The organism is Patescibacteria group bacterium, assembly GCA_018896215.1.
Taxonomy (GTDB): domain Bacteria; phylum Patescibacteriota; class WWE3; order 0-14-0-20-40-13; family 0-14-0-20-40-13; genus JAHINB01.
The window spans coordinates 1-24,296 of the sequence record JAHINB010000004.1; the positions used below are offsets into that span (position 1 = coordinate 1).

Here is a 24,296-nt window from a genome sequence, read left to right on the forward strand (position 1 = left end):
AAGATATTATTCGCAAGATGAAATAGGAACCCCTTGGTGTGTTACGATAGATTATCAAACACTAGAAGATAACACTGTAACCATTCGTGATCGCGACACTACTAAACAAGAAAGAATTAAAATCTCCGAAATAAAAGCTTTTGTAGAAAGTAAAATTAGGGATTATCCCTAATTTGGGATGATCCCTCATCAATTATGAAAAATTTCTATCACACTGGTGTACTAGTTGATCAAGCTATCGCGGGTCTTAATGTTTTTCCCAAAGAAAAATATATTGATGCCACAATTGGAGGTGGGGATCATACCGCGAAAATAATGGAGTTAGGAGGAATTGTTTTAGGACTTGATCAAGATGTCAACGCGATTAAATACTGCCAAAAACGCTTTGGGCATCAGTTGCAAAAGAAGCAACTAACTCTTGTTCATACAAATTTCGAAAAAATTGACGAAGTCGCAAAAGCGCGTGATTTTGTCAATGTTTCTGGAATACTATACGACCTTGGTATCTCGAGTTTTCAAATGGAAGATCCTACCCGCGGTTTTAGTTTTAGGTTCAAAGATGCCCCCCTTGATATGCGCATGGGAGAGCAAACGGGGGTTAAAGCCTGCGATTTGCTAAACGCCTTACCCCAAAAAGCCCTTGAGGAGATATTTTTTAAATATGGAAATATTCGGGAGGCAAAGAAATTAGTTCAAGAAATCATTAGAGCTCGAACGAACCAACGGTTTGTTACTGTTGGGGATTTGTTAACAACGCTAATGCGAATAAAGAAAGATTTTACGCGTGACGATTTTGCCGCCAAAGTTTTTTTGTCTTTACGCATAGCCGTAAATTTGGAGCTGGAGGTATTATCTCAATCTTTACCTAAGGCGCAATCCTTGTTGGACAAGGACGGGAGACTTGCCGTAATATCCTTTCAAGGTTTAGAAGATGGTGTGGTAAAAAACTTTGGTCGTGGCGCGAGTTCAACCTTAGTGTCTTTGTCTGTTCCTATGCGTTGTGAAATAATTGCAAACCCAAGGTCAAGAAGCGCCAAATTAAGGGTGTATAGATTTAGAGGTAGCAAAAATGAGATCGCTAAAAAATAAAAAAATTAACTTTTATTTGGTTTTTTCTTTTGTCATTGCTGTGGGGTCTTTTATCTTTGGGGCTTTTTTTATTAATTCTTCGTCCGAAGAAAGTTCTGAATACGCAAGATTTTTGGTTAGAAGAAACTCTTTGCTTACCGAAAATCAAATTCTACGCAATAAAACAGCAAAATACAGCGCTCTCTCTAACATTAAAAAAATGGCTACTGACTTTGGTATGATAGATTCAATTACTAGATAATGCTTTTAAAAACGATTGGGATTAGAATAGCTCTGGTACAATATTTTGTCGTAGGCGTTGCTTTGGTATTTTTGTGCCGATTATTCTATATTCAAATAATATGCCATAAAGCTTTGTTTGCTAAAGCAAGTAGCCAACAGGTTCAAGAAATTGTAATTCCAGCATCAAGAGGCAGTATTCATTTCTCTGATTTGTCGCCTTTGGCGTCTTCCCAAACAGCATACTTTCTTTTTGCCGAACCCAGAAATTTTACTGACAAAGACAAAAGCTCTTTAGTACTCTATTTAAAAGATAAGTTTAAATTAGATTCGGAAGTTGTTAATCGTCTTAACGATGTTACATTGTGGTATGTTCCAATTAAACATGGCATATCCCCGGAGGAAAAAGTAGAAATAGAAAAAAATATTACCAGTGGAATAGTTTTTAAAAAAGAGGATTCACGGTTTTTTCCAGAAGAAGATTTAGCGGTTTCTGTTGTTGGTGTTGTAGCTAGCGACGAAAATGGATTGCCCCAAGGTTATTTTGGTGTAGAGGGTTTTTATAACTCCGATTTGAAAGGCAAAAGCGGAAGGATTATTTCCGAAACCGATGCTTTTGGAAATGCGATTATTATGGGATCGTATACAGAGATGCCATCAATTTCTGGAACCAGCATTGTTTTGTCATTAGACAGAGCTGTGCAATATCTTTTAGAAGAACGCCTTAAGTATTACTTGGCAAGCTATGGGGCAAAATCCGCTAGCGCTGTTGTAATAGAATGCGAAACAGGAAAAATCCTTGGGATGGCATCGTTTTTGTTGCTAGAAGAAGATAGCAAGCCAAAAATTGATTCAACATCTAACTTAGTTATAAGCGATACCTATGAGCCTGGTTCTGTCTTTAAGGCGTTTACAATGTCTTCTGCTATCGATTTAAATTTGGTTACCCCCGAGACTTCGTTTGAAGATACTGGTCCTAAATATTATTCGGGTCATAAAGTTGACACTTGGGATGGAAAGCATTATGGAACAGAGACAATGTATGAGGTGTTGGAACACTCTAATAACCTAGGGGCGGCATGGGTAGCCGAAAGACTAGGTTCCGAAAATCTTTGGAAATATCTTGTTAGCTTTGGAATGGGAACACCTTTGGGGGTGGATTTAGAAGGGGAGCAAACAGGGCAGTTGCGCCATTATTCTACCTGGCGTGATATTGATTTAGCCACGGCTTCTTTTGGGCAGGGAGTTTCGGCGACCGCTCTTCAGGTTGTAAATGGTTTTGGCGCGATAGCCAACGGTGGTGAGTTGTTAAAGCCTTATCTGGCGGTAAATTTTGTAGAAAATATGCCCAATGGAGATACAAAAATTGTTAAACAAAGAAATTTAAAAACAATAATTTCTAGAGTTATAAGCCAAAAAACATCCTTTACCATGGTTGATATGTTAACTCGCGCTACCAGTAGCGGAGAAGCCAAATTTTTTATCTCTAAAAAGTATCAAGTTGCGGGTAAGACTGGAACTGCCCAAATTGCAGTTGAAGGTGGCTATGACCTCAACAAAACTAACGCTACATTTGTGGGGTTTTTGCCAAAAAGCAGGAAATTTGTTATGCTGGTTCGGTTTAGTGAGCCTACTACAAGTATTTACGCCGCCGAAACTGCGGTTCCTGCTTGGATGGACATTGCGGAGAAGTTAGCTTTATATTACAGAATTCCTTACGATTATTAAGATGAAATATATTGTAGCTGGTCAAAATAAAATTGCGGGAAAAGTTGCTGTTTCGGGATCGCCTCTTGGTGCATCTGCTTTAGTTTCTTTGGCGCTACTTTTAAATGACAATTCAAAAATAGAGAATGCTCCTAGTTCTTTTGGTTTCGATCAACTATTTAATATTTTAGTGTCTGTGTTCTCTAAAACAACAAGAAGTCAGGATGGAATCCTCTTAGTAGATCCTTCTGTTGCTTCTACAAGCCCCAAGAGAATAAAAATTGCAGTGGATATCGACAACGAGGTTTTTTTTGCCTTGCCTGCTTTCATTTTTAAAAATATAGAGGTCATTTTGGATGGTTCATCAAAGATCTTTAACAAGCACAAAAATATTCTTGATCTTTTAAAAATTTTTGGACTAGTAAAAGAAACTAATTCCAAAAATTTGCTGGTTATTAGACCCGCGATTATAAAGGAGAGCTATTATCTAGATTTTCGAAATAGGGGTGGACCTGAAGCGTTTTTGGCGATCCTCTTTGCTATCTCCTTGGATGCCAAAATTATTATGGTAAATTACCCCCAAGATCCGCTGTTTAAATGGTTTTTGGGGGTTTTAGTAGATTGTAATCTAAATGTAGATGCTGGTGTAAGAACAAACGAATCGGATACGGTTTGTGTTTCTACAGCAGGTCTTCCTACAGGTAGAGTAGAGAAAAAAGTATCGTTTAACGACAATCTTGCGGCTTTTTATACCTTTCTAGCAATGGGTACTCAAGGTGATATTACGCTTTCACAAGTCAATTCGCAGGACTTAATGCCTTTTTGCGCTAAGATATTGTCTTGGGGGGCGCAAATTGATTCTTTATCTAAAGGCGAATTAAGGGTTTATATGCAACCTGTAAAATATGAAGATACTGTTAGCTTTGAGGTTAAGCCATACCCCGGGTTCGTGGAATCTTGGAGTTATTTAGCTTTAGTTTTTCTTCTGTCGAGACAAATCGCGATGTCTTTAATCTTTCCCAATTCTTCCGTAATCCAGGTTTTACTTAAAGAACTTAATCGTATGGGCGCAAATTTAGATTTTAAAGTCTTGGGGAATTTTGTTAGCGTAACCAGTGTTAAAAAGTCAGCCCTTTTGGCGCAAAAAATAATTTTAGACGAGAGAGAACTTTTGTTGCCTTATCTTTTATTGTCTTTATTAAATAAAGGAAAGACAGTCTTAATTGGTGGCGAGTTGATTGATTCGTATTACCCCGGTCTGATAGATAACTTAAAAATGTTAGGCGCAAATATTAGCGTTGGTTAATGGTAAGATATAGCTATGGGTGATAACTCGTTGGGTTCATTGAAGATTGTTGGAGGAAATCCTCTGCGAGGTACTGTTGTTCCTATTCCAAATAAAAATTCCATCGTTGTTGCCCTTCCCGCCTCGATTTTAACTGATGAGACTGTTATCTATAACAATGTGCCACAATCAACCGATGTTCAAAAAATTTTGGAAATGATAGTTCTTTTGGGCGGTGAATTCACTTGGACAAGCGCCAACTCGGTTTCGGTTTGTTGCAAGAATTTAAAATCATATAAAGTCGATTTTGCTTTGGGAAATCTAATTAGAGCTTCGATTCTTTTCGCGGGACCGCTTCTTGTGCGTTTTGGTGTTGCCGAAATACCAGTCCCTGGTGGTTGTGTGCTTGGAAAAAGATCCATCGCTTCTCATGTTGATGTTTTTAATAAATTAGGAATTGTCACCGAGTTTTTTGACGGGTTTGTAAGGTTTACCCTGCCCAAAAAAATTACCTCCTGTTCCATTTGGCAAAACGAAGCCAGCGTTACAGCAACCGAAAATTTTGCTATGCTGGTTGCTGGTCTTAGCGGTAATACAATTTCACTTACTGATGCGGCTTGTGAACCTCATGTAGTTGATCTGTTAAAACTGTTATCGGATATGGGAGCGAGTATAACTGGCGCGGGTTCTAACATTATCACCGTATCGGGTAAAAAACTAAAAGGTGCCACATTTGTTGCGGGACCCGATTTTGTAGATATTGGAGGCTTTATTGTAGCTAGCGCTTTAACTCACGGAAATATTACGATCAGAGGTGGTAATGTTCCAGAAATAACGGGTGGAATGGTAAATTGGTTTAGGAAATTTGGGATTAAGATAGTAGAAAGCGGTCAAGACCTTGTAGTGGATGGGAATTGTGAACTTAAAATAGATCAGATTAATTCGGGGTTTCCTCTGGCTGGAGAAGATTTACTCAAATTTGCCCCTCGCCCCTGGCCAGGGTTTCCCGTTGATGTTCTGCCTCCGGTTGTAACGCTAGCTTGCAAAACAAACGGGAAACTTTTAATTAATAATTGGATGTATGAGACAGGGTTGGAGTTTTGTAAGGACCTAAACTTAATTGGAGCTAATATCCAAATGATTGATTCGCAAAAGATTATTGTTAATGGTCCTGTGACATTTAAAGGTGGGGAGGTTACTCCCCCGGGAATTATTCAAGCAGTCAAAGCTTTGTTCCTAGCATCTCTTGCCGATCCTGTTACAACTGTGGTACACAATGCTGACATCTTAAAGCGCCGATATCCTGATATAGTAGCAGGTTACACCTCCCTTGGAGCAAATATCAGTCCCGTTTAGGTTGTTGTTATAAGGTACTACCCGATTCGGGTACTACCCGATGATTTGTTGTTAAATCAAGGTATTTTTGATGCTTTCTAAAATGTTGTTGTAACAAGAAAAGATGGGGTGAGACCCAAATTCGGGTCTCACCCCTCTATCGTTTTACCCTAAAGAATCATTTTGTATATCTTGTTATAATATTATTACAATGCAAAAAGCCAAAAGAAGTTTCAAAGCACCAATTGTCTACGCTTTCATAGATAGTCAAAATCTCAATTTAGGTGTTAGATCTTTAGGTTGGAAATTAGATTTTAATAAATTCTATATTTATCTAAAAGATAAGTACAATATCTCTAAAGCCTTTTTATTTATTGGATACTTGGATTCAAATAAAAACCTCTATAGCAATTTAGAAAAGTGGGGATACAGTTTGGTTTTTAAACCTGCAATACGATTTAATCGTAAAAGTATTAAAGGTAATGTAGATGCGGAGTTGGTTCTGCATTCCGCAAAAATTCAGTATCCAAAATATAATTTGGCAATAATTGTTTCTGGTGACGGTGATTTCTTTTGCCTACATGAAGAATTGGAAAAAGATAAAAAGCTTTTTAAAGTAATAGTTCCAAGTAGAAAATCGGAGTCGTCTTTAATAAAGAGATTTAGAGATTACAAGCTTTATGTCGAAGATATTAAGCCAAAGGTTGAGTTAATTGGGAAATAATAAAGGAGGCTTCACTTGCAACACCAGCATTGCAAACTACTGACCTCCTGATGATTAGTTAAATACTATCAGTTTACTTAAAGCAAGTCAATATTTGTTGTGATTAAACATCTTCCGCAAATTGACAAAAATGTTTCGCTTGCTTCGTTTACTTCGCTTAAAGTTGGAGGACTAGCGGAGAATTTTGCCGTTGCCAAAAATCAAGATGAGCTTGTGGCTTTGTATCTTTGGGCTAAACAAAAAGAGATTTCAGTTTTCGTCTTGGGTGGAGGAACAAATGTTTTAATCTCTGATGACGGAATAAGAGGATTAGTAATTAAAAACGAAGCTAGAGGTTTTGTAGTTGGTGACAAAATCAACTCTCAAACTGTAACTAAACGCAAAAAACGCAATCAGCAAACCCACTGGCGTAAAGGTCTTTTAAATTGGGACGATTTATCAATTTCACAATCAACCGAGGGGGTTGCAATTGAGGTTCAATCAGGTCATCGGCTTCCTTTATTACTATCTCAAACACTACAAAACAAAATTACCGGATTGGAGCTTTTTGCCGGAATTCCAGGAACTGTAGGCGGTGCGGTGTGGAATAATATCCATGGAGCGGATTGGTTCATTGGCGATTTTTTGGAGTCGGTTAAAATACTCAACGCTGAAGGTAGTATCATCAACATCCCGCGGGAACAATTAGAACTGGAGTACAACGATTCGTTTTTTCACCGAAATAATTATTTAATCTTGTCGGCAAAGTTAAATTTATTTCTCGGAGATATCAAAACCGCACAAATGACAGCAAGTGAGTGGATAAAGCGCAAAATTGTGCAACCTAAAAACTCCGCAGGATCCACATTTAGCAACTTAACCGAAGAGCAAAAGCAAACAGCTGGTTTGGACAATCTCTCCGCGGGTTTTGTGATTGATAAAATTCTCAATTTACGAGGTTACACAGTAGGCGGAGCAAAAGTCTCCGAATCTCATGCCAATTTTATAGAAACTAAAGAGGGCGCAACAGCAAAAGATGTGCTGACGATCATCAACTATATTAAAAAATTGGCTCAAGAGAGGTTGGGTGTGGATTTAAAAGAGGAGATTGTGTTGGTTGGAGAATTTTGACATGCCAAAAGCTCATATTTTAGGAATCGGTGGCGAAGGATGGTCGTGGATAGCTAAAGTGTTGTTAGAATCTGGTTGGGATGTATCAGGATGCGATGCTGGTGATATCGCTAACAACAAACATATTCAAGAATTATTAAAACTTGGTTTATCTAAAGTTTATCTCAACAACTCCCCTAATCATGTAACAGGTGACCTAGACTATTTTCTGTATACTTCCGGTTTACTTTCTTATCCCAAAAATATGGAGGAGTTAACAAGAGCAAACGAACTTGGTGTAAAAAGCTTGGACAGAAACCACTTTTTCCCAGTTATTCTTGATGATCGCAATGTTGTTGCAGTTGCTGGGACTCATGGCAAGACAACTACAAGTGCTATGGTAGCGTATCTGTTCGATTCTATGGGTGACAAATGTGGATTTGGGATTGGTGGAACTTTGCTTAATTTTGCGACTAATGGCAGAGTAGGGGAGTCAAAAAACTTTGTAGTAGAAGCAGACGAATTTGGGAACGCTTTTTTGGGATTAACTCCCCAAATTGTCGTCTTGACACATTTGGAGAACGATCACACCGATTACTTTAAGTCGTTTAACGACATGCTAGGTTCATATCGGAAATTTGTAAATCAGGTAAAGAAAGGAGGACAAATTATTGGTTTTGGGGATAATCCAGGAATAGAAAGACTCGTATTAAATTGCAATAAAGACCAAATTTTTTATGGTTTTGAGCCTTATAACAATTGTGTTTTGAGTAAGGTAACTATTAAGGATTTTACGACATTGTGGGAGTTTAAGTACCAGAATGTCGTATATAAAGCGCAGATAAATTTTCCTGGAATTCAATATGCCTTAAATGCTACCGCTTCTGTTTTGGCTTGTAATGCCTTAGGTTACGATATCAACACTACTATCTCTCATCTTCCTGGATTTATGGGAACTGCCAGAAGATTTGAGAAGTTTGTTAAGGGTGGTGTTACTTATATTAGTGATTACGGTCACCATCCAACCGAAATCGCGACCACTATCACTGGTGCAAAAAATCTGGGAAAAAGGTTGATTGTGGTTTTTGAACCCCATCAATACAAGAGGTGCGCCGATTTACTAGATAATTTTAAGGGAATTTTTGCAGATGTTGATATTCTAATTCAAACGGATATTTTTGCTTCTCGGGAGAATCCGCCCTACCCAATAACGAATGAAGATTTTTTTAAGGTTACAAAGATAGGGGTTAAAAACTTTAAATGCATCAAAGATTACAAAGATGTTTCAGATTACCTCTTAACGATTGTAAAAAGAGGGGATGTGGTCTTAATTTTTGCTGTTGGTCACGGGGAAAAAATTTTGGATGGTATCAAACGAAACCAAAAGACAGTAACTATTATGGGTTTGGGTATAAACGGTGGAGGGTTGGCGGCTACAAAATATTTTGCTAAAAAAGGGTATAAAGTTACTGTTACCGATTTAAAAACATCAGAGCAACTTTCTTCTTCACTTAAGCACCTCAAGTTACTTAAGGTACCCATTCCAATTACCTACCACTTAGGTTCTCATCAAGAAAAAGATTTTACTAACACTAACCTAGTTATTAGAAACCCCGGTGTACCACAAGATTCCCCTTACTTAAAAATGGCACAAGAGGCTGGTGTTGAAGTGCGAATGCAAGAGGGGATATTTTTTAAAAATTGCCCCACTAAAAATATCATTGGAGTTACAGGAACTAAAGGAAAAACCACAACTAGTTATTTAATTTACGAAATTCTCAAAGCCAATGGTTTAAGAGCGCATTTAGCTGGAAATATGCAAATTGGTGTCTTAGACGTTTTGTCTAAGATAAAAAAAGATGATTGGGTAGTGTTGGAGCTCTCAAGCTGGCAATGTGAAGCTCTGGACGATGTAAAAATGTCTCCAAAAGTTGCGGTGATTACAAATATCTATCCCGATCATCTAAATCGCTACAAATCCTATAAGGATTACGCCCTCTCAAAATCTTCAATTTTTAAATATCAAAACTCAAATGATGCCTTTATCACAGTAAAAGATGGGGAATTCACCAAAGAATATTTTAATTTTTGCCCATCGCAAAAGATAGTTTTTGACAAAGATAGTTTTGCCATTCCAAAACCAATTCTTGCTGGAGAGCATAACATCTTAAATATTATGGCAAGTTTACGAGTTGCTAAATATCTGAATCTCAACACGGAGAGAAGTATCCAAGCGGTCTGTAATTTTAAAGGTGTTCCCTATCGGCAAGAATTAATAGGACAAATTGGAGGTGTTGATTTTATCAATGACACAACCGCGACAAATCCCACCGCCTCAAAAACTGCTATAGAAACATTCCTTTCTAAAAAACCTGTGGTGATTTTGGGTGGGGCTGATAAGGGTTTAGATGTTACAGATTTAGCCTCGTTCGTTATAACAAATCATGTTGACTATGTATTCCTTAAAGGAGCAGGAACAGATAAATTAATAAAAGCAGGATTGGACTCAAAGTTAATCTTTAACGATTTTGATAAAGTTATCAGTTCCGCGTTCATCAAAGCCAGAAATAAAGAAGGTATTGTTTTGCTTTCTCCGGGATGTGCCAGTTTCGGCATGTTCGTAAACGAATTTGATCGTGGGGATAAGTTTAACGCTTACTTTACAAAGTTAAAAAGGCTTTATGGATCTCACAGGTTACCAAAAATGGACTCTCGCCAAATCAAAAAAGGAGATATTTTTGTGGCAATAAAAGGAACTAAAATCGATGGCAACAAGTTTATTGAACAGGCGATAACAAATGGAGCAAAAACAATCCTTGGCGAAGACATTTCTGTTGGATTGACAAAAATCTACCCCGAGATAAATTTTGTCGTAGTGAATAACCCAAGGCAGGCTTTTTCTGATCTTTGCGCTAACCATTTTGGCAACCCGCAAGATAAAATTAAAATTATTGGGGTTACCGGAACCGATGGCAAAACCACCACTTGCCATTTTATTTATTCCATTTTAAAAGAGGTTGGTTACAAGGTTGCTTTAGTATCAACAGTTTCTTCTCCAGGTCTTCATACCACTACGCCCGATGCCGATGTGCTTTTTAAATTGCTAGCCAACCATGTAAAAAAGGGTTACGAATACTGTGTTCTTGAGACTACCTCTCACGCTTTGGAACAAAATAGAATCGGTCCAATCAAGTTTGTTGTTTCTTGTATTACCAATGTTACTCCAGAGCATTTAGATGCCCACAAAACATATCGTAACTACCTAAAAACAAAGGCAAAAATTATATCCAGATCGCAAGCAGTTTACCTAAATCCTCAAGGAGCTGGATTTTCTTTACTTTCTAAAATAACAAGTAACTTAAGAGACTTAACTGATCTAAAACTTATAAAAACCAACCCCATTAAGGGTTTATCGAGCAAGTGGGTTAAGAAGTTTCCAGGTGATTACAATAAACAAAACGCCGTTTGTGCCTCATCGGTTTGCGCGTATCTTGGGATATTTACAGAGGATATATCTAAAGGCTTGGAAAAAGCAATTCCTCCAACTGGAAGATTTGAAATGGTAAAAAACAAATTAGGAATTAACATTGTAGTTGATTTTGCTCACACGCCAAATGCTCTTAATAACTTGCTTTTAACTGTTAGTAAGATAAAAAATAAAGAGTCGAAGATAGTTTGCGTTTTTGGCTGTGCTGGAGAGCGAGATAAATACAAAAGACCAAAAATGGGAGAAACTGCATCAAGATATTGTGATAAAGTAATATTGACTGCCGAAGATCCCAGAAGTGAGAGCGTAGTTGATATTATTAACGAGATGGCCTTGGGGGACTCAAATTTTGATTTTATAAAAGAACCAGACAGAAAAAAAGCGATTGCAAAAGCAATCAAATTAGCAAAAAAAGGAGATTGGGTTTTGGTTTGTGGCAAAGGGCATGAAAAGTCGTTAAATATTGGTGGCAAAGAAATTCCTTGGAATGATAAAAATATTATAAATAAGTTACTAAAAAGCAGATGAAAACTATAGCGGTATTTTTTGGTGGGGTATCGCCAGAACATGAGGTTTCGGTAATTACCGGTTTGCAAGTTTTGGCGAATCTTGATCACGCAAAGTATTTTGTTATTCCAATTTATATTTCAAAAGATGGAATTTGGTATACAGGAGATAACCTCACAAATGCAGATGTTTATAAAGACTTAGTGAAGATTCCAGAATATTGTAATCAGGTTTATTTTACTCCCGGTGAGGATGGATGGGTTCTTTGTGAAAAGCGGAAAGGGTTTTTAAAAAGCGAAATACGAATAAAAATCGATGTAATTTTCCCTTGTTTTCATGGTGGTGCTGGGGAAGACGGATCTTTTCAAGGCTTTTTTGAAGTTGCAAAAATCCCCTGCGTTGGATCGGGTGTTTTAGGAAGTGCTCTTGGCATGGATAAGCTCTCAACCAAATACATTTTATCTGCTAATGAAATAAATCAAACCAGGTTTATCTCTGTAATAAGAGAATCTCAAGAAATAAAAATTGATTTTAAGTACCCCCTATTCGTTAAACCCAACTCCTCGGGGTCAAGTATTGGTGTATCTAAAGTACACAATTCTAAAGAACTAAAAAACGCAATTGATGTGGCATTGTGCTTTGGAAGTAGGGCGATCGTAGAAGAAGCTATAGAGCAGGCTCGCGAAATAAATGTTTCTGTAATGGGAGGAGAAGTTGGGGAGTTACAGGTTTCGCCCTGCGAGGAAGTTTTTTCCTCGAGCAAATTTTTAAGTTTTGACGATAAGTACAAAACTGGGCGAAAGGGAGCAAAGGGAATGGAGTCAGCAAACAGGCAAATACCAGCGTTTTTGTCGCCTGTAATAGAGAAACAAATAAAGGACACCGCCTGCAGAGTTTTTAGGCTCTTAAATCTATCGGGACTTGCCAGAGTCGACTTTTTGGTTAAAGAAAAAACCCGGGAGATTTTTGTACTTGAAGCAAATACTATTCCCGGATCGTACAGCTTTTACCTGTGGAAAGAAGCTGGGGTAGATTTTTCGCAACTTTGTGATAAGTTAATAGAAATTGCGGAGAGGGATTTTGCAAATAAGAAAAAATATACCACAAAATTTGCTGGAAATTTGTTATCCAATTTAGGCTCGTCCTTAAAGAATCCAAAGTTAGGATGAGGTGTCGCAACCGGGTCCGTCCCATTTGGGACGAACCCGAATGAAATTTTGATACTAATAATTATCGGTGAGATCGTTTTCGATTAATATCACGGGAGGTTTAATTTCAAGGTTGGCGACGGTTTCGTTAAGGTCTTTTATTGATTTAATAAATATTACTTTACCCTTGTTTTTTATAGTTGACGCTAACATTTCGGTTCGTTCGTTTTTCCCAACTAAAACTGCATAATCGCAGATATTGTTGACCAATTTTCCTAGCGTTTGATGAATCTCTAAAGTTTTATTTCCCAGCTCTACAATTCCCGGAGTAACAATAATTCTTGTGTGGTTCTTAAAGTTAGCTAAAGCTTCAAGCGCTTGTTTAAAACCATCAACATTACTGTTATAAGAATCGTCCAAAATAATCCAATCATTATCAAGTTTTTTAATTTCGAGGCGGTGAGGAATTGGTTTTAGCGTATTTAGAACAATTCTTACATTATTTAGAGAGACTCCAAGAAGCAACGCCATTTTTCCCGCTCCTGTAGCATTTGTTAGGTTAGCCTTTCCGATAAGAAAAGGATTCTTAATTTTAAAATCACCAAGACTATAAAACATAGGGTCGGAGGTATAAATTTGATAATTGTCTAAAATAATTCTGCAGTCGCGATTTAATAAACACTGCGCTTTGTTTTTAACTGCTTCTATAAGCTCGAATTTAGCTTTTATGGTGTTTTCGATTTTTTTAAACCTTTCTAGATGTTGTTCGTTAATACCAGTTAAAATTGCGAAATCGGGTGGAATCATATAACAAAGCTCCTTTATTTCGCCAATTTTGTACGCCCCCATTTCACAAATAAAGAAATCGTAATTTTCATCGAGCTCTAAATCCACAACTTTGGCAATTCCAAAAAGTGTATTGTAGCTTTCTGGGGTACGCAAAACACGAAAGTGTGTTTTTAGAATCCGATACAAAAATTCTTTGGTGGTAGTTTTGCCGTAAGAGCCAGTAATTCCAATAATCTTTAATCCTCGTGATTTTAGAGAAAGTATTTTTTTGCGAGTTTTATAAATTGTAATTTTTCGATTTATTACTTCGTAAGGTTTGCGGGTAATTACAGCTAGGCTAATAAAAACCCATGGAAAAAATAGAAGTATTGCACTAGTAAAGGCTCCCAAAATCCCTAACATTTCCAATAACCCCGCCCCGATAATTAAGTACCAAACAATGGCAACAACAGCAACAAATCTGGCCTTTTCAGTCCAAACGAGCGATTTTTTGTTCTCTAATTTTTTTCCAAAGGGGTTATGTAATGACCATTTAATAAAACGAATAAGCTGGTATTCTTCTAGTTGTAAAATATGAATAAAGTCTGTAAACATTTGTTTTTAGGGTGACACCCTAAAAGGGTGACACCCTTAATTCCTCTCGAATTAATTCTATAAATTTTTCTGGTTTTTCCAGGTGGGGGTTATGACCTGCTCCCCAGATAATTCTTAAAGTTGAGTGTGGAATTAGTTCCTTAAATCTTTTGGCGTGTTTTAAAGACAACATTTCGTCTCTATCTCCCCAAATTATGAGAGTCGGAACCGTTATCTTTTTTGTGTAATTTGATAAATCAGGTAATACTATTTTTTTAAAGGTTTTTAGCATTGTCCCAGCGTTTTTGTAATCGGCACTGACCATTAAATCTAGAAAGATTTTGGAATATTTTCTTGGCGATAGCTTTAGAATGGGTTTACCCACTTTAGTAGCCATAAGCAGAATTTTAGCTTTTAAATCTTTTATAGGAAGTCCTGCAGAATCAACAAGAATTAACTTATCACATAAGTTTTTTGGAGCTAGAATCAAGGCGATTCTGCCCCCAAAAGAGTGTCCCATAATTGTAAGATTAGTTAATTCCAATTTCTTTATAAACTCTTCAACAAAATCTGCATAATCGGTTATTTCCCATGCGGTTGATGGTTCTTGTGTTTGTCCAAATCCTGGAAGATCCAGCAACATTACATTAATTTGTTTGGATAATTCCACTGCAACTTGAGTCCACGAAGTTATATTGCATTGCCAACCATAGAGAATTAGGAGCGTCTCTTTGGAGTTTTTACAAGGGTAAATTTGGTAGTTTGTAAGGAGATTACTTATCACTAGTTGCATTTTAAGTTCCGGGGAGCTTGAGTTTTTCGTCAGCTGTTGGGAATTCCCCCACCTTTTTCAACTTACTCTGGATTACCCTCGTTCTTGTTCCAACCAAATTATCAATCTCCTTTCCGGCTTCATTTATTTTTGTTTTGGCTTTTTCTAAGACTCCTCCAAACTTATCAAATTCGGTTTTTACTTCGCCTAAAGTTTGCCAAACCTCGCTAGACCTTTTCTCAATCGCCAGCGTTCTAAAACCCATTTGCAAAGAGCTTAATGTAGCAACAAGGGTAGTAGGACCAGATATCACAACTTTGTAATCTCTCCTAATTCCCTCATAGAGTGTGTTTCTTCTCGCTATTTCGGCATATAATCCCTCCACGGGTAAAAACATAATAGCAAAGTCGGTTGTATGTGGCGCGTCAATATACTTCTCACAAATATCTCTCGCCGATTTTTTAATGGCGTACTCCAATTCTTTAGAGGTCGCATCAATTTTTGCTAAATCTCCAACCTCGTAGGCATCAACTAAAGCATGATATTTATCCATGGGAAACTTAGAGTCAATTGGAAGGAGTAAATCGGCGTGGCTGGCATCTTTGGAAGGAATTTTAATGGCAAATTCCACAGGCATATTAGACCCTGCTTTAGTGATGACATTTTTAACATACTGACCGGTAGTTAGGATTTGTTCTAGAATATTTTCCAATTGAATTTCTCCCATCACTCCTCGCGTTTTTACATTAGAGAGAACCTTTTTTAAATCGCCAACTCCAGTTGCTAAATTTTGCATTTCTCCTAAGCCTTTATGAACTAGCTCCAATCGTTCGCTGACTAATTTAAAGGATTCTCCCAGTCTCTTCTCTAAAGTTTGATGAAGTTTTTCGTCCACAGTTTTTCTCATCTCCTCCAATTTTGCGCTATTGTCCTCTTGAATTGATTTAAGCTTGGTGTCAACCATGGTAGATAAACCTGCTACTTGTTTAAAAAGAGTATCACCAAAATTTTTAAAGTTGTTGGACAGCTCTTCGCGATTAGTCCGTAAATTAGTGGCGGTTTCCTCGCGACTTTTCAAAAAATCATCTTTAAATCCGGAACTTATTTTTTCAAAGGCTTTGGCAATAATCTCGTCAAAATCGGTTTTATTGGTGGATTTTAAATGAAAATAGATATCAACGGTGACAAGAACAAGTAAAAGAATCAAAAGTATTATTTCTATCATGAGTTTATTTTAACCCAAACTGGAATCAATGGAAATCGGTTTCTTTTCGGGTGACACCCGTAAAAAAAAGTTTATTGCGAACAAATAAAAAAATCGCCTCCCTCTGCTTTTTGTCTTTTAGGACATGGTAGAACCCTGGAGCGACGGAGACCCCGACAATCAAAACTATAATAGGCAATAGATATTTATCTACTCCGGGGATCATACTACCTAAAAAATAACCGGCGTAAGATATCCCCACTGCCCAAAAGAATCCGCCAAAAACATTGTAGGAAATAAAGGTGGAGTATTTCATGTTGCCAATGCCGGCAATTATTGGAGCAAAGGTGCGAATTATGGGAATGAATCGTGCCAAAATAATCGTCTTTTTGCCGTGCTTTTCGTAAAATTGTTCGGCTTTCTCTAAATTTTCTTTATGAAAAAACACAGAATCTTTTTTATGGAATAATTTGCGCCCAAATTTGTGACCTATTTCGTATCCTGCGGAATCACCAGCAACCGCTCCAATAAAGCAGAGCAATGCCAAAAGCTCAATGTTAAAGATTCCTTGTGAGGCTAAAAATCCCGCGGTAAAGAGCAGACTGTCGCCAGGTAAAAAGAATCCAATCAAAAGTCCCGATTCAGCAAACACTATAGCAAAAATTCCAATGTATCCAATTGCGGGGAGAATCGTTTTTAAATCCATGAGGGTAATACTACAATGGGGTTAAATTAACTGCAAGAGATTCTTGCATTTAAGATTTTGCAATGCCACAATGTTAGGGGAGGTGATTTAATTCTATGCCAAAAATTCTACTTATTGAGGACGATGAGTCCTTGTACAAAATGTATTCCACGGAACTGGAAATGGAAGGATACGAAACAGTTTGGCACAATACTGGAATTGGCGCAACCGAAACGGCAAAAAAAGAAAATCCCGCTTTAATCCTGTTAGACATTATGTTGCCCGATAAAGATGGGATAAAAATTCTTAAAGATCTAAAGGAGGAACCGGCCACAAAAAACATTCCTGTTGTTATGTTGACCAATTTTGGTAGCGACGAGAACATAAAGGTGGCTTTGGAAACCGGCGCCGAAGATTTTATTTTAAAGTATCAAATTGTTCCGGCGGAACTTGTAGTAAAAATAAAACAAATTCTTAAGGTCTAGTTTGTTGGTTTTTATGTTTAATTTAAATACCAATGTAGCTCATGTAGCTACTAAGGTTGTTCAATCACAAATGGCAATCTTGGGTTCCCAAATTGCAGTTTCTAAGGCTCAAGAGATTCCGGGACTTCTTGTGTCCGAAAACGGGATAGTTACAAGTATCAAAGGTAAACCACGAGAAGTTTTGCAATTATTAGTTAGCAAGTACACATCACTTTCTGGGGAGATTGTTAAAAACATAATTAAACCCATCGTTTCTTGCTATCCCGAGATTTATTTTGACGAAATTTAATTATGCAACCTACCACCATTAATGTCTTTTTAGGTCCTCAAATTGGTGATTCCATGGCTTTTGTCTATCTAAATCTGGTAGCTTTTTTGGTAACTTTAATGTTTGTATTGCGCGTTGGTACGGGAAAAATCGCCAAACCCATTTTTTTTATTTCCCTAGGATTTTTAATTTCGGCTTGTATCCCACTAACCTTAGGCAACGAATATCTTTGGATGGTTCCTTTAATTCAAACTTTATTTTCTATTCTTGGGATTATGGGCTTTATGAGCGCTTACGGTGTTTTTGACTTAATTACCAAGAAGCAAAATTAACTACTGCCCTATGCTAACGGAAACAAATTTATATGCTTTTTCTCTAGTAATATTTTTCTCCCTTTTTATCTATGTGGTTGTAGAGGCGCGGTCGGAGCAAAAGCGATTTGCTAATTTAAAATTAGATTATCTTAAAAAACAAGAGTACCTTTCGCGAAAGCTTTATGAAATTTCGGTTCTATCCCAAATTAGCGAACGCATTGGCTATTCTTTGTCGGTTCAGAACATCATTGATATTATAATCTCTTCTTTGGGGGATTTAGTTGGTTATACCTCGGTATCTTATCTCTACGAGTCCGATGGCAAATTTAATCTCAAAATATCTTTGGAAGAGTCGGTGGGAAAAAAATATCTTTCCGAGGTTAAGAAAAACCTTCTAGTCGCCTTTTTTGCGTTGAACAAAATTAAGTTAAAAAATATCCCACCTGATATAGAAACCACAATTACTGGAGCGGTTATTTCGGAAAGCCAAGAAGTTCCAAGCTCCTTTTTTAATGTTCCTATTTTTAAGAAAGGTCGCGGTGTGGGTCTAATAAATATTTCGTCGTTGCATTTTAATTTGTATACAAAGGACGAAAGCGTCAACACCATTTTTGAAATTGCCAAAAGGGCTTCCATGGCGCTTACTAAACTGTCTAATCTTTTAGATACCGAAGAGCAAAAGCTTAAAAGTTCGGTGGAAAGCTTAAAGGATGGGGTGGTGTTTTTTGATAAAGATTTAAAAATTATCGTCATTAATGAAGCTTTTCAAAAAATGTTGGGGCTTAAAAACGCCAACTGTAATTTTTATGATGTCATTAGCAAATTTCCTCGCGAGATAAATTTAAAAGGGGCGTTTGATGAAGCGACAAAGCTTAATAAGGTTACAATATTTAACGAAGTCTACTTAAAAAACAAGGTGGTGCGGTTAACCGTAATCCCAATTTTAGATGGGGCGCAAATCATTGGCTGCGCCTTCTCCTTGCAGGATATTACTCGCGAAATGGAGTTGGTTAAAATGCGCGAAGACTTTACCAGTATGATGATTCATGATCTGCGATCCCCTTTAACTGTAATTCGCGGAACTTCGGATTTAATCGAAAAGCGAGCCAAAGAAATCTCGCAGGAAAAAAAGACAGAATTACTCTGGCAAATTAAAGATTCAGCGGGAAGCATGCTTGATATCGTAAACGACTTGTTAGATGTGGCAAAACTAGAATCGGGTAAATTTAGATTGGAAAAATCTCATTGTAATCTCACGGAACTTATAAATCAAAAGGTTGTGCCTTATCAAAATGTTATGATTGGGAAAAATGTCAAGCTGACAACAAAAATGCCCAAAACACCAGTGTTTATTGAGTGCGATACAGAAAAAATTGGGCGGGTTGTCATAAATTTACTATCAAACGCCATTAAATATACTAAAGATGGTAGCGTCACTGTAAGTTTAACGACAAGCAAAAGCCGTGCCACTGTTGCGGTCAAAGACACGGGAGTAGGAATTTCCAAAAGCCAGATTCCCCTATTGTTTAATAAATTTCAGCAATTGCGAGCTCCAGTTGACCCGATGCAAAAAGGAACCGGTTTGGGTTTGGTCATCGCCAAGGGTATAATAGAGTCTCATGGAGGACAAATTAAAGTTACCAGTGAGGAGCAAAAAGGCAGTACCTTTTCGTTCACCCTGCTTCTAAAATGATTATGACTCTCGTTGATCCAACTATTTTTAAGGCTTACGATATCCGTGGATTTTATCCATCTCAAATAAATGAGGATACAGCCTACACCATTGCCCGAGCGGTAGCTTACATATTGAAATCTAAAAAATGTGTTATTGGTAAAGATGTTCGGTTAGGATCTGATGCCGTCTACAAGAGCTTGATTCAGGGGTTCCTAGATTCTGGCTGTGATGTAGATTATCTAGGTGAAGTAACAAGCGATTCTATATATTTTGCTGTTGGCAAGTACGATTACGACTTGGGGATTGCAATTACTGGGTCTCATAACCCGAAAGAATATACTGGCCTTAAATTTACCAAAAAAGGGGTTGTTCCAATCTCTGGTGCAAGCGGAATGGAAGACATTAAAAACGCTTCAATTCAAAATCTTTCTTTGGCATCACAAGTCAAAGGAACTTTAAGAGAGCTCGATCTCTCTTTGGAATACAGAGACTTTGTTTTGTCCTTTATCGACAAATCAAAAATTGCCCCTCTAAAAATTTGTGTAGATACTGGAAACGGTGTGGCTGGGGAAACTGTACTTTCGGTACTTAGCCAGTTGCCGTGTATAGTTACCTCAATCTATGCCGAAAAAGATGGCAACTTTCCTAACCACTTACCAGATCCACAAAAAGAGGAAAATACTCGAGACTTAAAAAAACTGGTGGTTGATTCTAAGAGTGATCTTGGAGTCAGTTTTGATGGCGATGGAGATAGAATGCTTATTATTGATGAAAAGGGTAATTATTTGAGCGGTTATTATTTAACTGCCATGCTTGCCAAAATCGCACTTAAGAAACACCCGGGAAGTAAAATTCTTCATGAACCCCGCTTGGTTTGGGCAATAATTGACACCATAAAAGAAAATGGTGGCATACCAGTAATGTGTAGAGCCGGACATTCATTTATTAAAGAAAAAATGAGAGCAGAAAATGTTGTTTTTGGTGGAGAGACTACTGGACATTTTTTCTACAAAGAAAATTACTATGCTGATAATGGGGTCATTTCGATGTTGTTATTTTTGGAGATGCTATCCCAAGAACGCAAACCGTTGTCAGAGATTATTGAGAAGTATTCAAATAAATATCCTTTTGCTGGAGAGTTCAATAACAAAGTTTCCGACCCCGATTTAATAATTTCTCAAATTAAAGCCAATTATTCAAATCGTGGATATTCGTTGGACGAAACAGATGGGATTACAGTAGAAAATGGGCGGGAGTGGCGGTTTAATGTGCGAAAGTCCAATACCGAGCCACTCGTGCGCTTAAATGTAGAGGGAAAATCAAAAGAGATTGTTGATGCCAAGGTCAAAGAAGTGTTAAATTTAATCCAGAATTAAAAATTGAGAATTGATAACTGCCTAAGATGTTTGGAAAACAAAAATTTACTTTAGAATTCTCTAAAATTAGCAAAAAAGACATTCCGCTTGCCGGTGGCAAAGGGGCTAATCTGGGAGAAATGTATAATGCGGGTTTTCCGGTTCCGCCTGGTTTTGTTGTTACTGCAACTGCCTACTACCACTTTTTAGATAAAACCTCATTGCGCGAAAAAATTAAAACCGAGACCAAGGCTTTGGATATTTCCAATTCCCAGGCCTTAGAAACTTGCGCTACCAACATTAAAACGGCAATCTTAAAAGCGCGCATGCCCTCAGAAATTGAAAAGCAAATTAAAGACAGCTATATTAAACTGTCGGGAAATAAAGATCGCTTCGTTGCGGTTAGATCGTCGGCTACGGCAGAGGATTTGCCCGACGCCTCGTTTGCTGGTCAGCAAGAAAGTTACCTAAATGTTTTGGGGTGGGAAGATGTTGTAGCAAGAGTTCAAGATTGCTGGGCATCGCTTTTTTCGGCGCGGGCTATTTTTTACCGTCAAGAGCAGGGGTTTGACCATTTTAAGGTGGGGATTGCGGTTCCGATTCAGGCAATGATCGAAAGCGAAGTTTCGGGAATAATGTTTTCGGTCAATCCTATGACCAACAATAAAACTCAAATTTCCATAGAAGCAGGTTACGGCTTAGGTCAGACAATTGTCTCTGGGGAAGTCACCCCTGACCAATTTTTAGTTTCTAAATATGACTTTAAAATTTTAGAAAAACATATTGCTAAGCAATCGTGGCAGCTTACCCGTAAAGGAAAAATTCCTATTTCTCGTGTTTACCAAGAAAAGCAAAAGTTATCCGACGATCTGGTGGTTCGCCTTGCCAAGATTGGAAAAGCCATCGAAGACCACTACAAATTTCCGCAGGATATGGAATGGGGAATGGAAGCGGGTCGTTTGTACATTGTCCAAAGCAGACCAGTAACAACTCTTTCAAACGAAAGCGCCGACCTATTTTCTATAAAATCTGGTGGTTCTCAAGCAATTCTTGAGGGTTTGGGGGCATCTCCTGGAGCTAAGTCTGGAAAGGTCAGAATTTTAAAAAGCCCCAAAGAAGTCTCTAAAATTAAGGTTGGTGAGGTTTTAGTTGCCACAATGACCAACCCTGACTTTGTTCCCGCTATGAAAAAAGCTTGCGCTATTGTAACCGATCAAGGAGGTAGAACATCACATGCGGCGATTGTTTCGCGGGAATTGGGAATTCCTTGTGTAGTTGGAACAAGTTTAGCTACTAAAATTCTTAAAAATGGGGAAGTGGTCAGTGTTGACGGAACGACGGGAAGGGTTTTCGAGGGATCATTAGAAGGAAAAAAACTAGAAAAAATTCACGAATTTACTAAGTTTAAAGACACCAAAACAGCCACAAAGGTTTATGTAAATTTGGGAGAGCCAGAACTTGCCCAAGAAGTAGCCGCCAAAAATTGTGATGGTGTGGGACTCTTTCGCGCCGAGTTTCTAATGGCGCAAATTGGGGATCATCCCCGAAAAATTATTAAAGATGGCAAGCAGAAAGAATTTATCGAAAAAATGGCAACGGGAATGAAGCAAATTGCTGAGTCATTTTACCCCCGACCCGTGGTTTATCGCGCCAGCGATTTTAGAACCAATGAATTTAGAAATTTAGCTGGTGGGGCAGAGTTCGAAGGACAAGAGCAAAATCCCATGATTGGTTTTAGAGGAGTATCTCGCTACGTTGCCGAAAAATCAGTTTTTGAAATGGAGCTTGAGGCGATAAAAGTGGTACGTAATAAAATGGGTTTTAAAAATTTGCATTTGATGTTGCCCTTTGTTCGCACACCAGGAGAATTAATGGATTGCAAAAAGATAATTGCAGAAAACGGGCTTCGTCGCGGTCCTAATTTTAATCTTTGGATTATGGTAGAAGTTCCCGCGACAGTAATAATCTTGGAAAAATTTATTGATGTGGGAATAGACGGCGTATCCATCGGCTCTAACGATCTTACCCAGTTAATACTAGGTCTTGATCGGGATAATGAAAAGGTAGCGCACTTATACGATGAACGAAACGAGGCTGTGATGTGGGCTATCGAAAGAACAGTTACAGTCTGTAAAAAATTTGGGGTAACATCATCCATTTGCGGTCAAGCCCCTTCGGATTATCCCGAAATGGTTAAAAGGTTGGTGGGGCTTGGTGTTACCTCCGTTTCGGTAAGTATTGACGCTTTAGACCAAACCCGCGGAATTGTCTACAAAGCTGAAGAGGAACTTGTTAAATCCCGTAAAAAATTGTAGACCCCCTCGCATGCGTGCTCGGTGGTATATAACGCCCCCGATATGCATCGGGGGTATTAATTGGGCGAGTTCTTTGTATATCTTGTTATGAAAATTGCCAAAATTAGCTCGCGTAAAATTTTAGACTCCCGTAACGCCTGGACCATAGAAACAACCATGACCACAAAAGAAGGTGTTGTTTCTCTATCCTCTGTTCCCTCTGGAACTTCCACAGGTTCCAGCGAAGCTAAAACGGTACCTGCTGAACAAGCGGTGTCTTTTGTGGAGGAGATGTTTTTGGACATTAGAGGAAAGGATTTTAAGACTCTGTTGGACTTTGATAATCATTTATTAGCCTTGGACGGCACACCCGATAAATCCCGTTTTGGCGCCAATAGCATTTTATCTTTAAGTATAGCTTTTGCTAGAGCGCATGCTTTAACAAAAAAAGCACCCCTTTACAAATATCTTAATGAAGTAGCCTATTTAAGCGGAAATTTTAAAATTCCAAAAATACAAGCTTTAATTTTTGAAGGAGGAAAGCACTCTAGTGGCAAAATGGACATTCAAGAATTTAGCATTGTTTGCGACTCTATTTCCGATGCGGTTTCTCTTTACGGGAAAGCTAAAATAAGGTTGGAAGAGGCTCGTTTGTCAACAGATGTAGGTCTGGAGGGCGCCTTTAGTCCCGATAGTTTTGATAACAAAGATGCTCTTGTCTTTCTCTCTCAACTTCTTTCTATTTCTCCTATTTCCCATATTCCCCCCGCCCAAAACGCTTCGCGTATTGAGGCGGGCAAGCTTATTTCCCTCGACATAGCTCAGGCAAATAGGAAGCGATTGGATCTCAATTATCCCCAATTGTTAACAGATTACCCAATACTGTCTTTAGAAGATCCCCTTGGCGAAGAAGATTGGGAAGGTTGGACGAAACTAAACGCGCAAATTGGGAATAAGGTATTAATAATTGGGGATGATTTAACGACAACAAATCCAGCGAGAATTCAAAGGGCGATTGACGAAAAATGCATTGGGGGAGTAATTATTAAACCAAATCAGATAGGAACTGTCTCCGAGACGCTAACTGCGGTAAGTGTTGCCAAATCGGCGGGAATTAAGGTAGTTGTCAGTCACCGATCTGGTGAAACCAACGACGACTTTATTGCGGATTTGGCAGTAGGTGTAGAGGCAGATTTCGTCAAATTTGGAGCTCCTGCGCGGGGCGAAAGAATTGCTAAATATAACCGATTACTGGAAATTCAAGGGGATCTCTTTCTCTCGTTAGTTTAAAC

The 24,296-nt window shown here is 38.1% G+C and carries 21 protein-coding genes; 17 read left to right on the top strand and 4 right to left on the bottom strand.

The window, feature by feature from the left end:
* The 10 genes from KKF75_00785 to KKF75_00830 all read left to right on the top strand — a co-directional run.
* On the top strand, nucleotides 1-172 hold a 172-nt coding region (locus KKF75_00785), incomplete at its 5' end, for a glycine--tRNA ligase (GenBank protein MBU4380742.1).
* Between the two features lie 23 nt (nucleotides 173-195).
* Nucleotides 196-1,089, top strand: a complete 894-nt coding sequence (gene rsmH, locus KKF75_00790) for a 16S rRNA (cytosine(1402)-N(4))-methyltransferase RsmH (protein MBU4380743.1) — start codon at nucleotides 196-198, stop codon at nucleotides 1,087-1,089.
* The gene (locus tag KKF75_00795; GenBank protein MBU4380744.1) at nucleotides 1,070-1,330 is read left to right on the top strand and encodes a hypothetical protein; all 261 of its coding nucleotides are present in this window, start codon (nucleotides 1,070-1,072) and stop codon (nucleotides 1,328-1,330) included. Before rsmH ends, KKF75_00795 begins: the two co-directional genes overlap by 20 nt.
* Nucleotides 1,330-3,036: a penicillin-binding protein 2 gene (locus tag KKF75_00800; protein ID MBU4380745.1), complete on the top strand. Its 1,707-nt coding sequence runs from the start codon at nucleotides 1,330-1,332 to the stop codon at nucleotides 3,034-3,036. Before KKF75_00795 ends, KKF75_00800 begins: the two co-directional genes overlap by 1 nt.
* A 1-nt stretch (nucleotide 3,037) precedes the next feature.
* Entirely contained in the window at nucleotides 3,038-4,321 is a 1,284-nt protein-coding gene (locus KKF75_00805) for a hypothetical protein (GenBank protein MBU4380746.1), read from the top strand.
* Between the two features lie 15 nt (nucleotides 4,322-4,336).
* The gene (locus KKF75_00810) at nucleotides 4,337-5,656 is read left to right on the top strand and encodes a UDP-N-acetylglucosamine 1-carboxyvinyltransferase (GenBank protein MBU4380747.1); all 1,320 of its coding nucleotides are present in this window, start codon (nucleotides 4,337-4,339) and stop codon (nucleotides 5,654-5,656) included.
* Between the two features lie 190 nt (nucleotides 5,657-5,846).
* Nucleotides 5,847-6,359 (top strand): NYN domain-containing protein, encoded by a 513-nt coding sequence (locus KKF75_00815; protein ID MBU4380748.1) that lies wholly within the window; start codon nucleotides 5,847-5,849, stop codon nucleotides 6,357-6,359.
* Between the two features lie 99 nt (nucleotides 6,360-6,458).
* A complete protein-coding gene (locus KKF75_00820) occupies nucleotides 6,459-7,469 on the top strand; it encodes an FAD-binding protein (GenBank protein ID MBU4380749.1) in 1,011 nt (336 codons plus the stop codon).
* A 1-nt stretch (nucleotide 7,470) separates the two neighbouring features.
* Nucleotides 7,471-11,463 carry a UDP-N-acetylmuramoyl-L-alanyl-D-glutamate--2,6-diaminopimelate ligase gene (locus KKF75_00825; protein ID MBU4380750.1) on the top strand — a complete coding sequence of 1,331 codons (3,993 nt, stop codon included), beginning with the start codon at nucleotides 7,471-7,473 and terminating at the stop codon, nucleotides 11,461-11,463.
* Nucleotides 11,460-12,611: a D-alanine--D-alanine ligase gene (locus KKF75_00830; GenBank protein ID MBU4380751.1), complete on the top strand. Its 1,152-nt coding sequence runs from the start codon at nucleotides 11,460-11,462 to the stop codon at nucleotides 12,609-12,611. The genes KKF75_00825 and KKF75_00830 overlap by 4 nt, the downstream gene beginning before the upstream one ends.
* Nucleotides 12,612-12,665: 54 nt before the next feature.
* On the opposite strand, the gene KKF75_00835 is transcribed toward KKF75_00830, so the two are convergent.
* Genes KKF75_00835 through KKF75_00850 form a run of 4 tightly spaced genes read right to left on the bottom strand, consistent with a single transcriptional unit; the run spans nucleotide 12,666 to nucleotide 16,634 of the window.
* Nucleotides 12,666-13,973 (bottom strand): UDP-N-acetylmuramoyl-tripeptide--D-alanyl-D-alanine ligase, encoded by a 1,308-nt coding sequence (locus tag KKF75_00835; GenBank protein ID MBU4380752.1) that lies wholly within the window; start codon nucleotides 13,971-13,973, stop codon nucleotides 12,666-12,668.
* 19 nt (nucleotides 13,974-13,992) lie between these two features.
* A complete protein-coding gene (locus tag KKF75_00840) occupies nucleotides 13,993-14,736 on the bottom strand; it encodes an alpha/beta hydrolase (protein MBU4380753.1) in 744 nt (247 codons plus the stop codon).
* Nucleotides 14,737-14,746: 10 nt separating this feature from the next.
* Complete coding sequence (gene rmuC, locus KKF75_00845) at nucleotides 14,747-15,949, bottom strand: DNA recombination protein RmuC (GenBank protein ID MBU4380754.1); 1,203 nt, start codon at nucleotides 15,947-15,949, stop codon at nucleotides 14,747-14,749.
* Between the two features lie 25 nt (nucleotides 15,950-15,974).
* On the bottom strand, nucleotides 15,975-16,634 hold the full coding sequence (locus tag KKF75_00850) for a VTT domain-containing protein (protein MBU4380755.1): 660 nt from the start codon (nucleotides 16,632-16,634) through the stop codon (nucleotides 15,975-15,977).
* 95 nt (nucleotides 16,635-16,729) lie between these two features.
* Here KKF75_00850 and KKF75_00855 point away from each other — a divergent pair, with 95 nt between their 5' ends.
* From KKF75_00855 to eno, 7 genes are all read left to right on the top strand, one after another.
* Entirely contained in the window at nucleotides 16,730-17,098 is a 369-nt protein-coding gene (locus KKF75_00855; GenBank protein ID MBU4380756.1) for a response regulator, read from the top strand.
* Between the two features lie 13 nt (nucleotides 17,099-17,111).
* Nucleotides 17,112-17,387 carry a hypothetical protein gene (locus KKF75_00860; protein ID MBU4380757.1) on the top strand — a complete coding sequence of 92 codons (276 nt, stop codon included), beginning with the start codon at nucleotides 17,112-17,114 and terminating at the stop codon, nucleotides 17,385-17,387.
* 2 nt (nucleotides 17,388-17,389) lie between these two features.
* On the top strand, nucleotides 17,390-17,698 hold the full coding sequence (locus tag KKF75_00865; GenBank protein MBU4380758.1) for a hypothetical protein: 309 nt from the start codon (nucleotides 17,390-17,392) through the stop codon (nucleotides 17,696-17,698).
* Between the two features lie 10 nt (nucleotides 17,699-17,708).
* Nucleotides 17,709-19,373 (top strand): PAS domain-containing sensor histidine kinase, encoded by a 1,665-nt coding sequence (locus KKF75_00870; protein ID MBU4380759.1) that lies wholly within the window; start codon nucleotides 17,709-17,711, stop codon nucleotides 19,371-19,373.
* Between the two features lie 2 nt (nucleotides 19,374-19,375).
* A complete protein-coding gene (locus KKF75_00875; GenBank protein ID MBU4380760.1) occupies nucleotides 19,376-20,731 on the top strand; it encodes a phosphomannomutase/phosphoglucomutase in 1,356 nt (451 codons plus the stop codon).
* Between the two features lie 26 nt (nucleotides 20,732-20,757).
* Nucleotides 20,758-23,025, top strand: a complete 2,268-nt coding sequence (ppsA, locus tag KKF75_00880; GenBank protein ID MBU4380761.1) for a phosphoenolpyruvate synthase — start codon at nucleotides 20,758-20,760, stop codon at nucleotides 23,023-23,025.
* Between the two features lie 87 nt (nucleotides 23,026-23,112).
* Nucleotides 23,113-24,294 (top strand): phosphopyruvate hydratase, encoded by a 1,182-nt coding sequence (eno, locus tag KKF75_00885; GenBank protein ID MBU4380762.1) that lies wholly within the window; start codon nucleotides 23,113-23,115, stop codon nucleotides 24,292-24,294.
* The last annotated feature ends 2 nt before the right edge of the window (nucleotides 24,295-24,296 follow it).

What these genes read in the sequence shown, in the direction of transcription:
- rsmH (MBU4380743.1), top strand. Translation starts at nt 196, where the DNA reads ATGAAAAATTTCTATCACACTGGTGTACTAGTTGATCAAGCTATCGCG.
- KKF75_00795 (MBU4380744.1), top strand. Translation starts at nt 1,070, where the DNA reads ATGAGATCGCTAAAAAATAAAAAAATTAACTTTTATTTGGTTTTTTCT.
- KKF75_00800 (MBU4380745.1), top strand. Translation starts at nt 1,330, where the DNA reads ATGCTTTTAAAAACGATTGGGATTAGAATAGCTCTGGTACAATATTTT.
- KKF75_00805 (MBU4380746.1), top strand. Translation starts at nt 3,038, where the DNA reads ATGAAATATATTGTAGCTGGTCAAAATAAAATTGCGGGAAAAGTTGCT.
- KKF75_00810 (MBU4380747.1), top strand. Translation starts at nt 4,337, where the DNA reads ATGGGTGATAACTCGTTGGGTTCATTGAAGATTGTTGGAGGAAATCCT.
- KKF75_00815 (MBU4380748.1), top strand. Translation starts at nt 5,847, where the DNA reads ATGCAAAAAGCCAAAAGAAGTTTCAAAGCACCAATTGTCTACGCTTTC.
- KKF75_00825 (MBU4380750.1), top strand. Translation starts at nt 7,471, where the DNA reads ATGCCAAAAGCTCATATTTTAGGAATCGGTGGCGAAGGATGGTCGTGG.
- KKF75_00830 (MBU4380751.1), top strand. Translation starts at nt 11,460, where the DNA reads ATGAAAACTATAGCGGTATTTTTTGGTGGGGTATCGCCAGAACATGAG.
- KKF75_00835 (MBU4380752.1), bottom strand. Translation starts at nt 13,973, where the DNA reads ATGTTTACAGACTTTATTCATATTTTACAACTAGAAGAATACCAGCTT.
- rmuC (MBU4380754.1), bottom strand. Translation starts at nt 15,949, where the DNA reads ATGATAGAAATAATACTTTTGATTCTTTTACTTGTTCTTGTCACCGTT.
- KKF75_00850 (MBU4380755.1), bottom strand. Translation starts at nt 16,634, where the DNA reads ATGGATTTAAAAACGATTCTCCCCGCAATTGGATACATTGGAATTTTT.
- KKF75_00855 (MBU4380756.1), top strand. Translation starts at nt 16,730, where the DNA reads ATGCCAAAAATTCTACTTATTGAGGACGATGAGTCCTTGTACAAAATG.
- KKF75_00860 (MBU4380757.1), top strand. Translation starts at nt 17,112, where the DNA reads ATGTTTAATTTAAATACCAATGTAGCTCATGTAGCTACTAAGGTTGTT.
- KKF75_00865 (MBU4380758.1), top strand. Translation starts at nt 17,390, where the DNA reads ATGCAACCTACCACCATTAATGTCTTTTTAGGTCCTCAAATTGGTGAT.
- KKF75_00870 (MBU4380759.1), top strand. Translation starts at nt 17,709, where the DNA reads ATGCTAACGGAAACAAATTTATATGCTTTTTCTCTAGTAATATTTTTC.
- KKF75_00875 (MBU4380760.1), top strand. Translation starts at nt 19,376, where the DNA reads ATGACTCTCGTTGATCCAACTATTTTTAAGGCTTACGATATCCGTGGA.
- ppsA (MBU4380761.1), top strand. Translation starts at nt 20,758, where the DNA reads ATGTTTGGAAAACAAAAATTTACTTTAGAATTCTCTAAAATTAGCAAA.
- eno (MBU4380762.1), top strand. Translation starts at nt 23,113, where the DNA reads ATGAAAATTGCCAAAATTAGCTCGCGTAAAATTTTAGACTCCCGTAAC.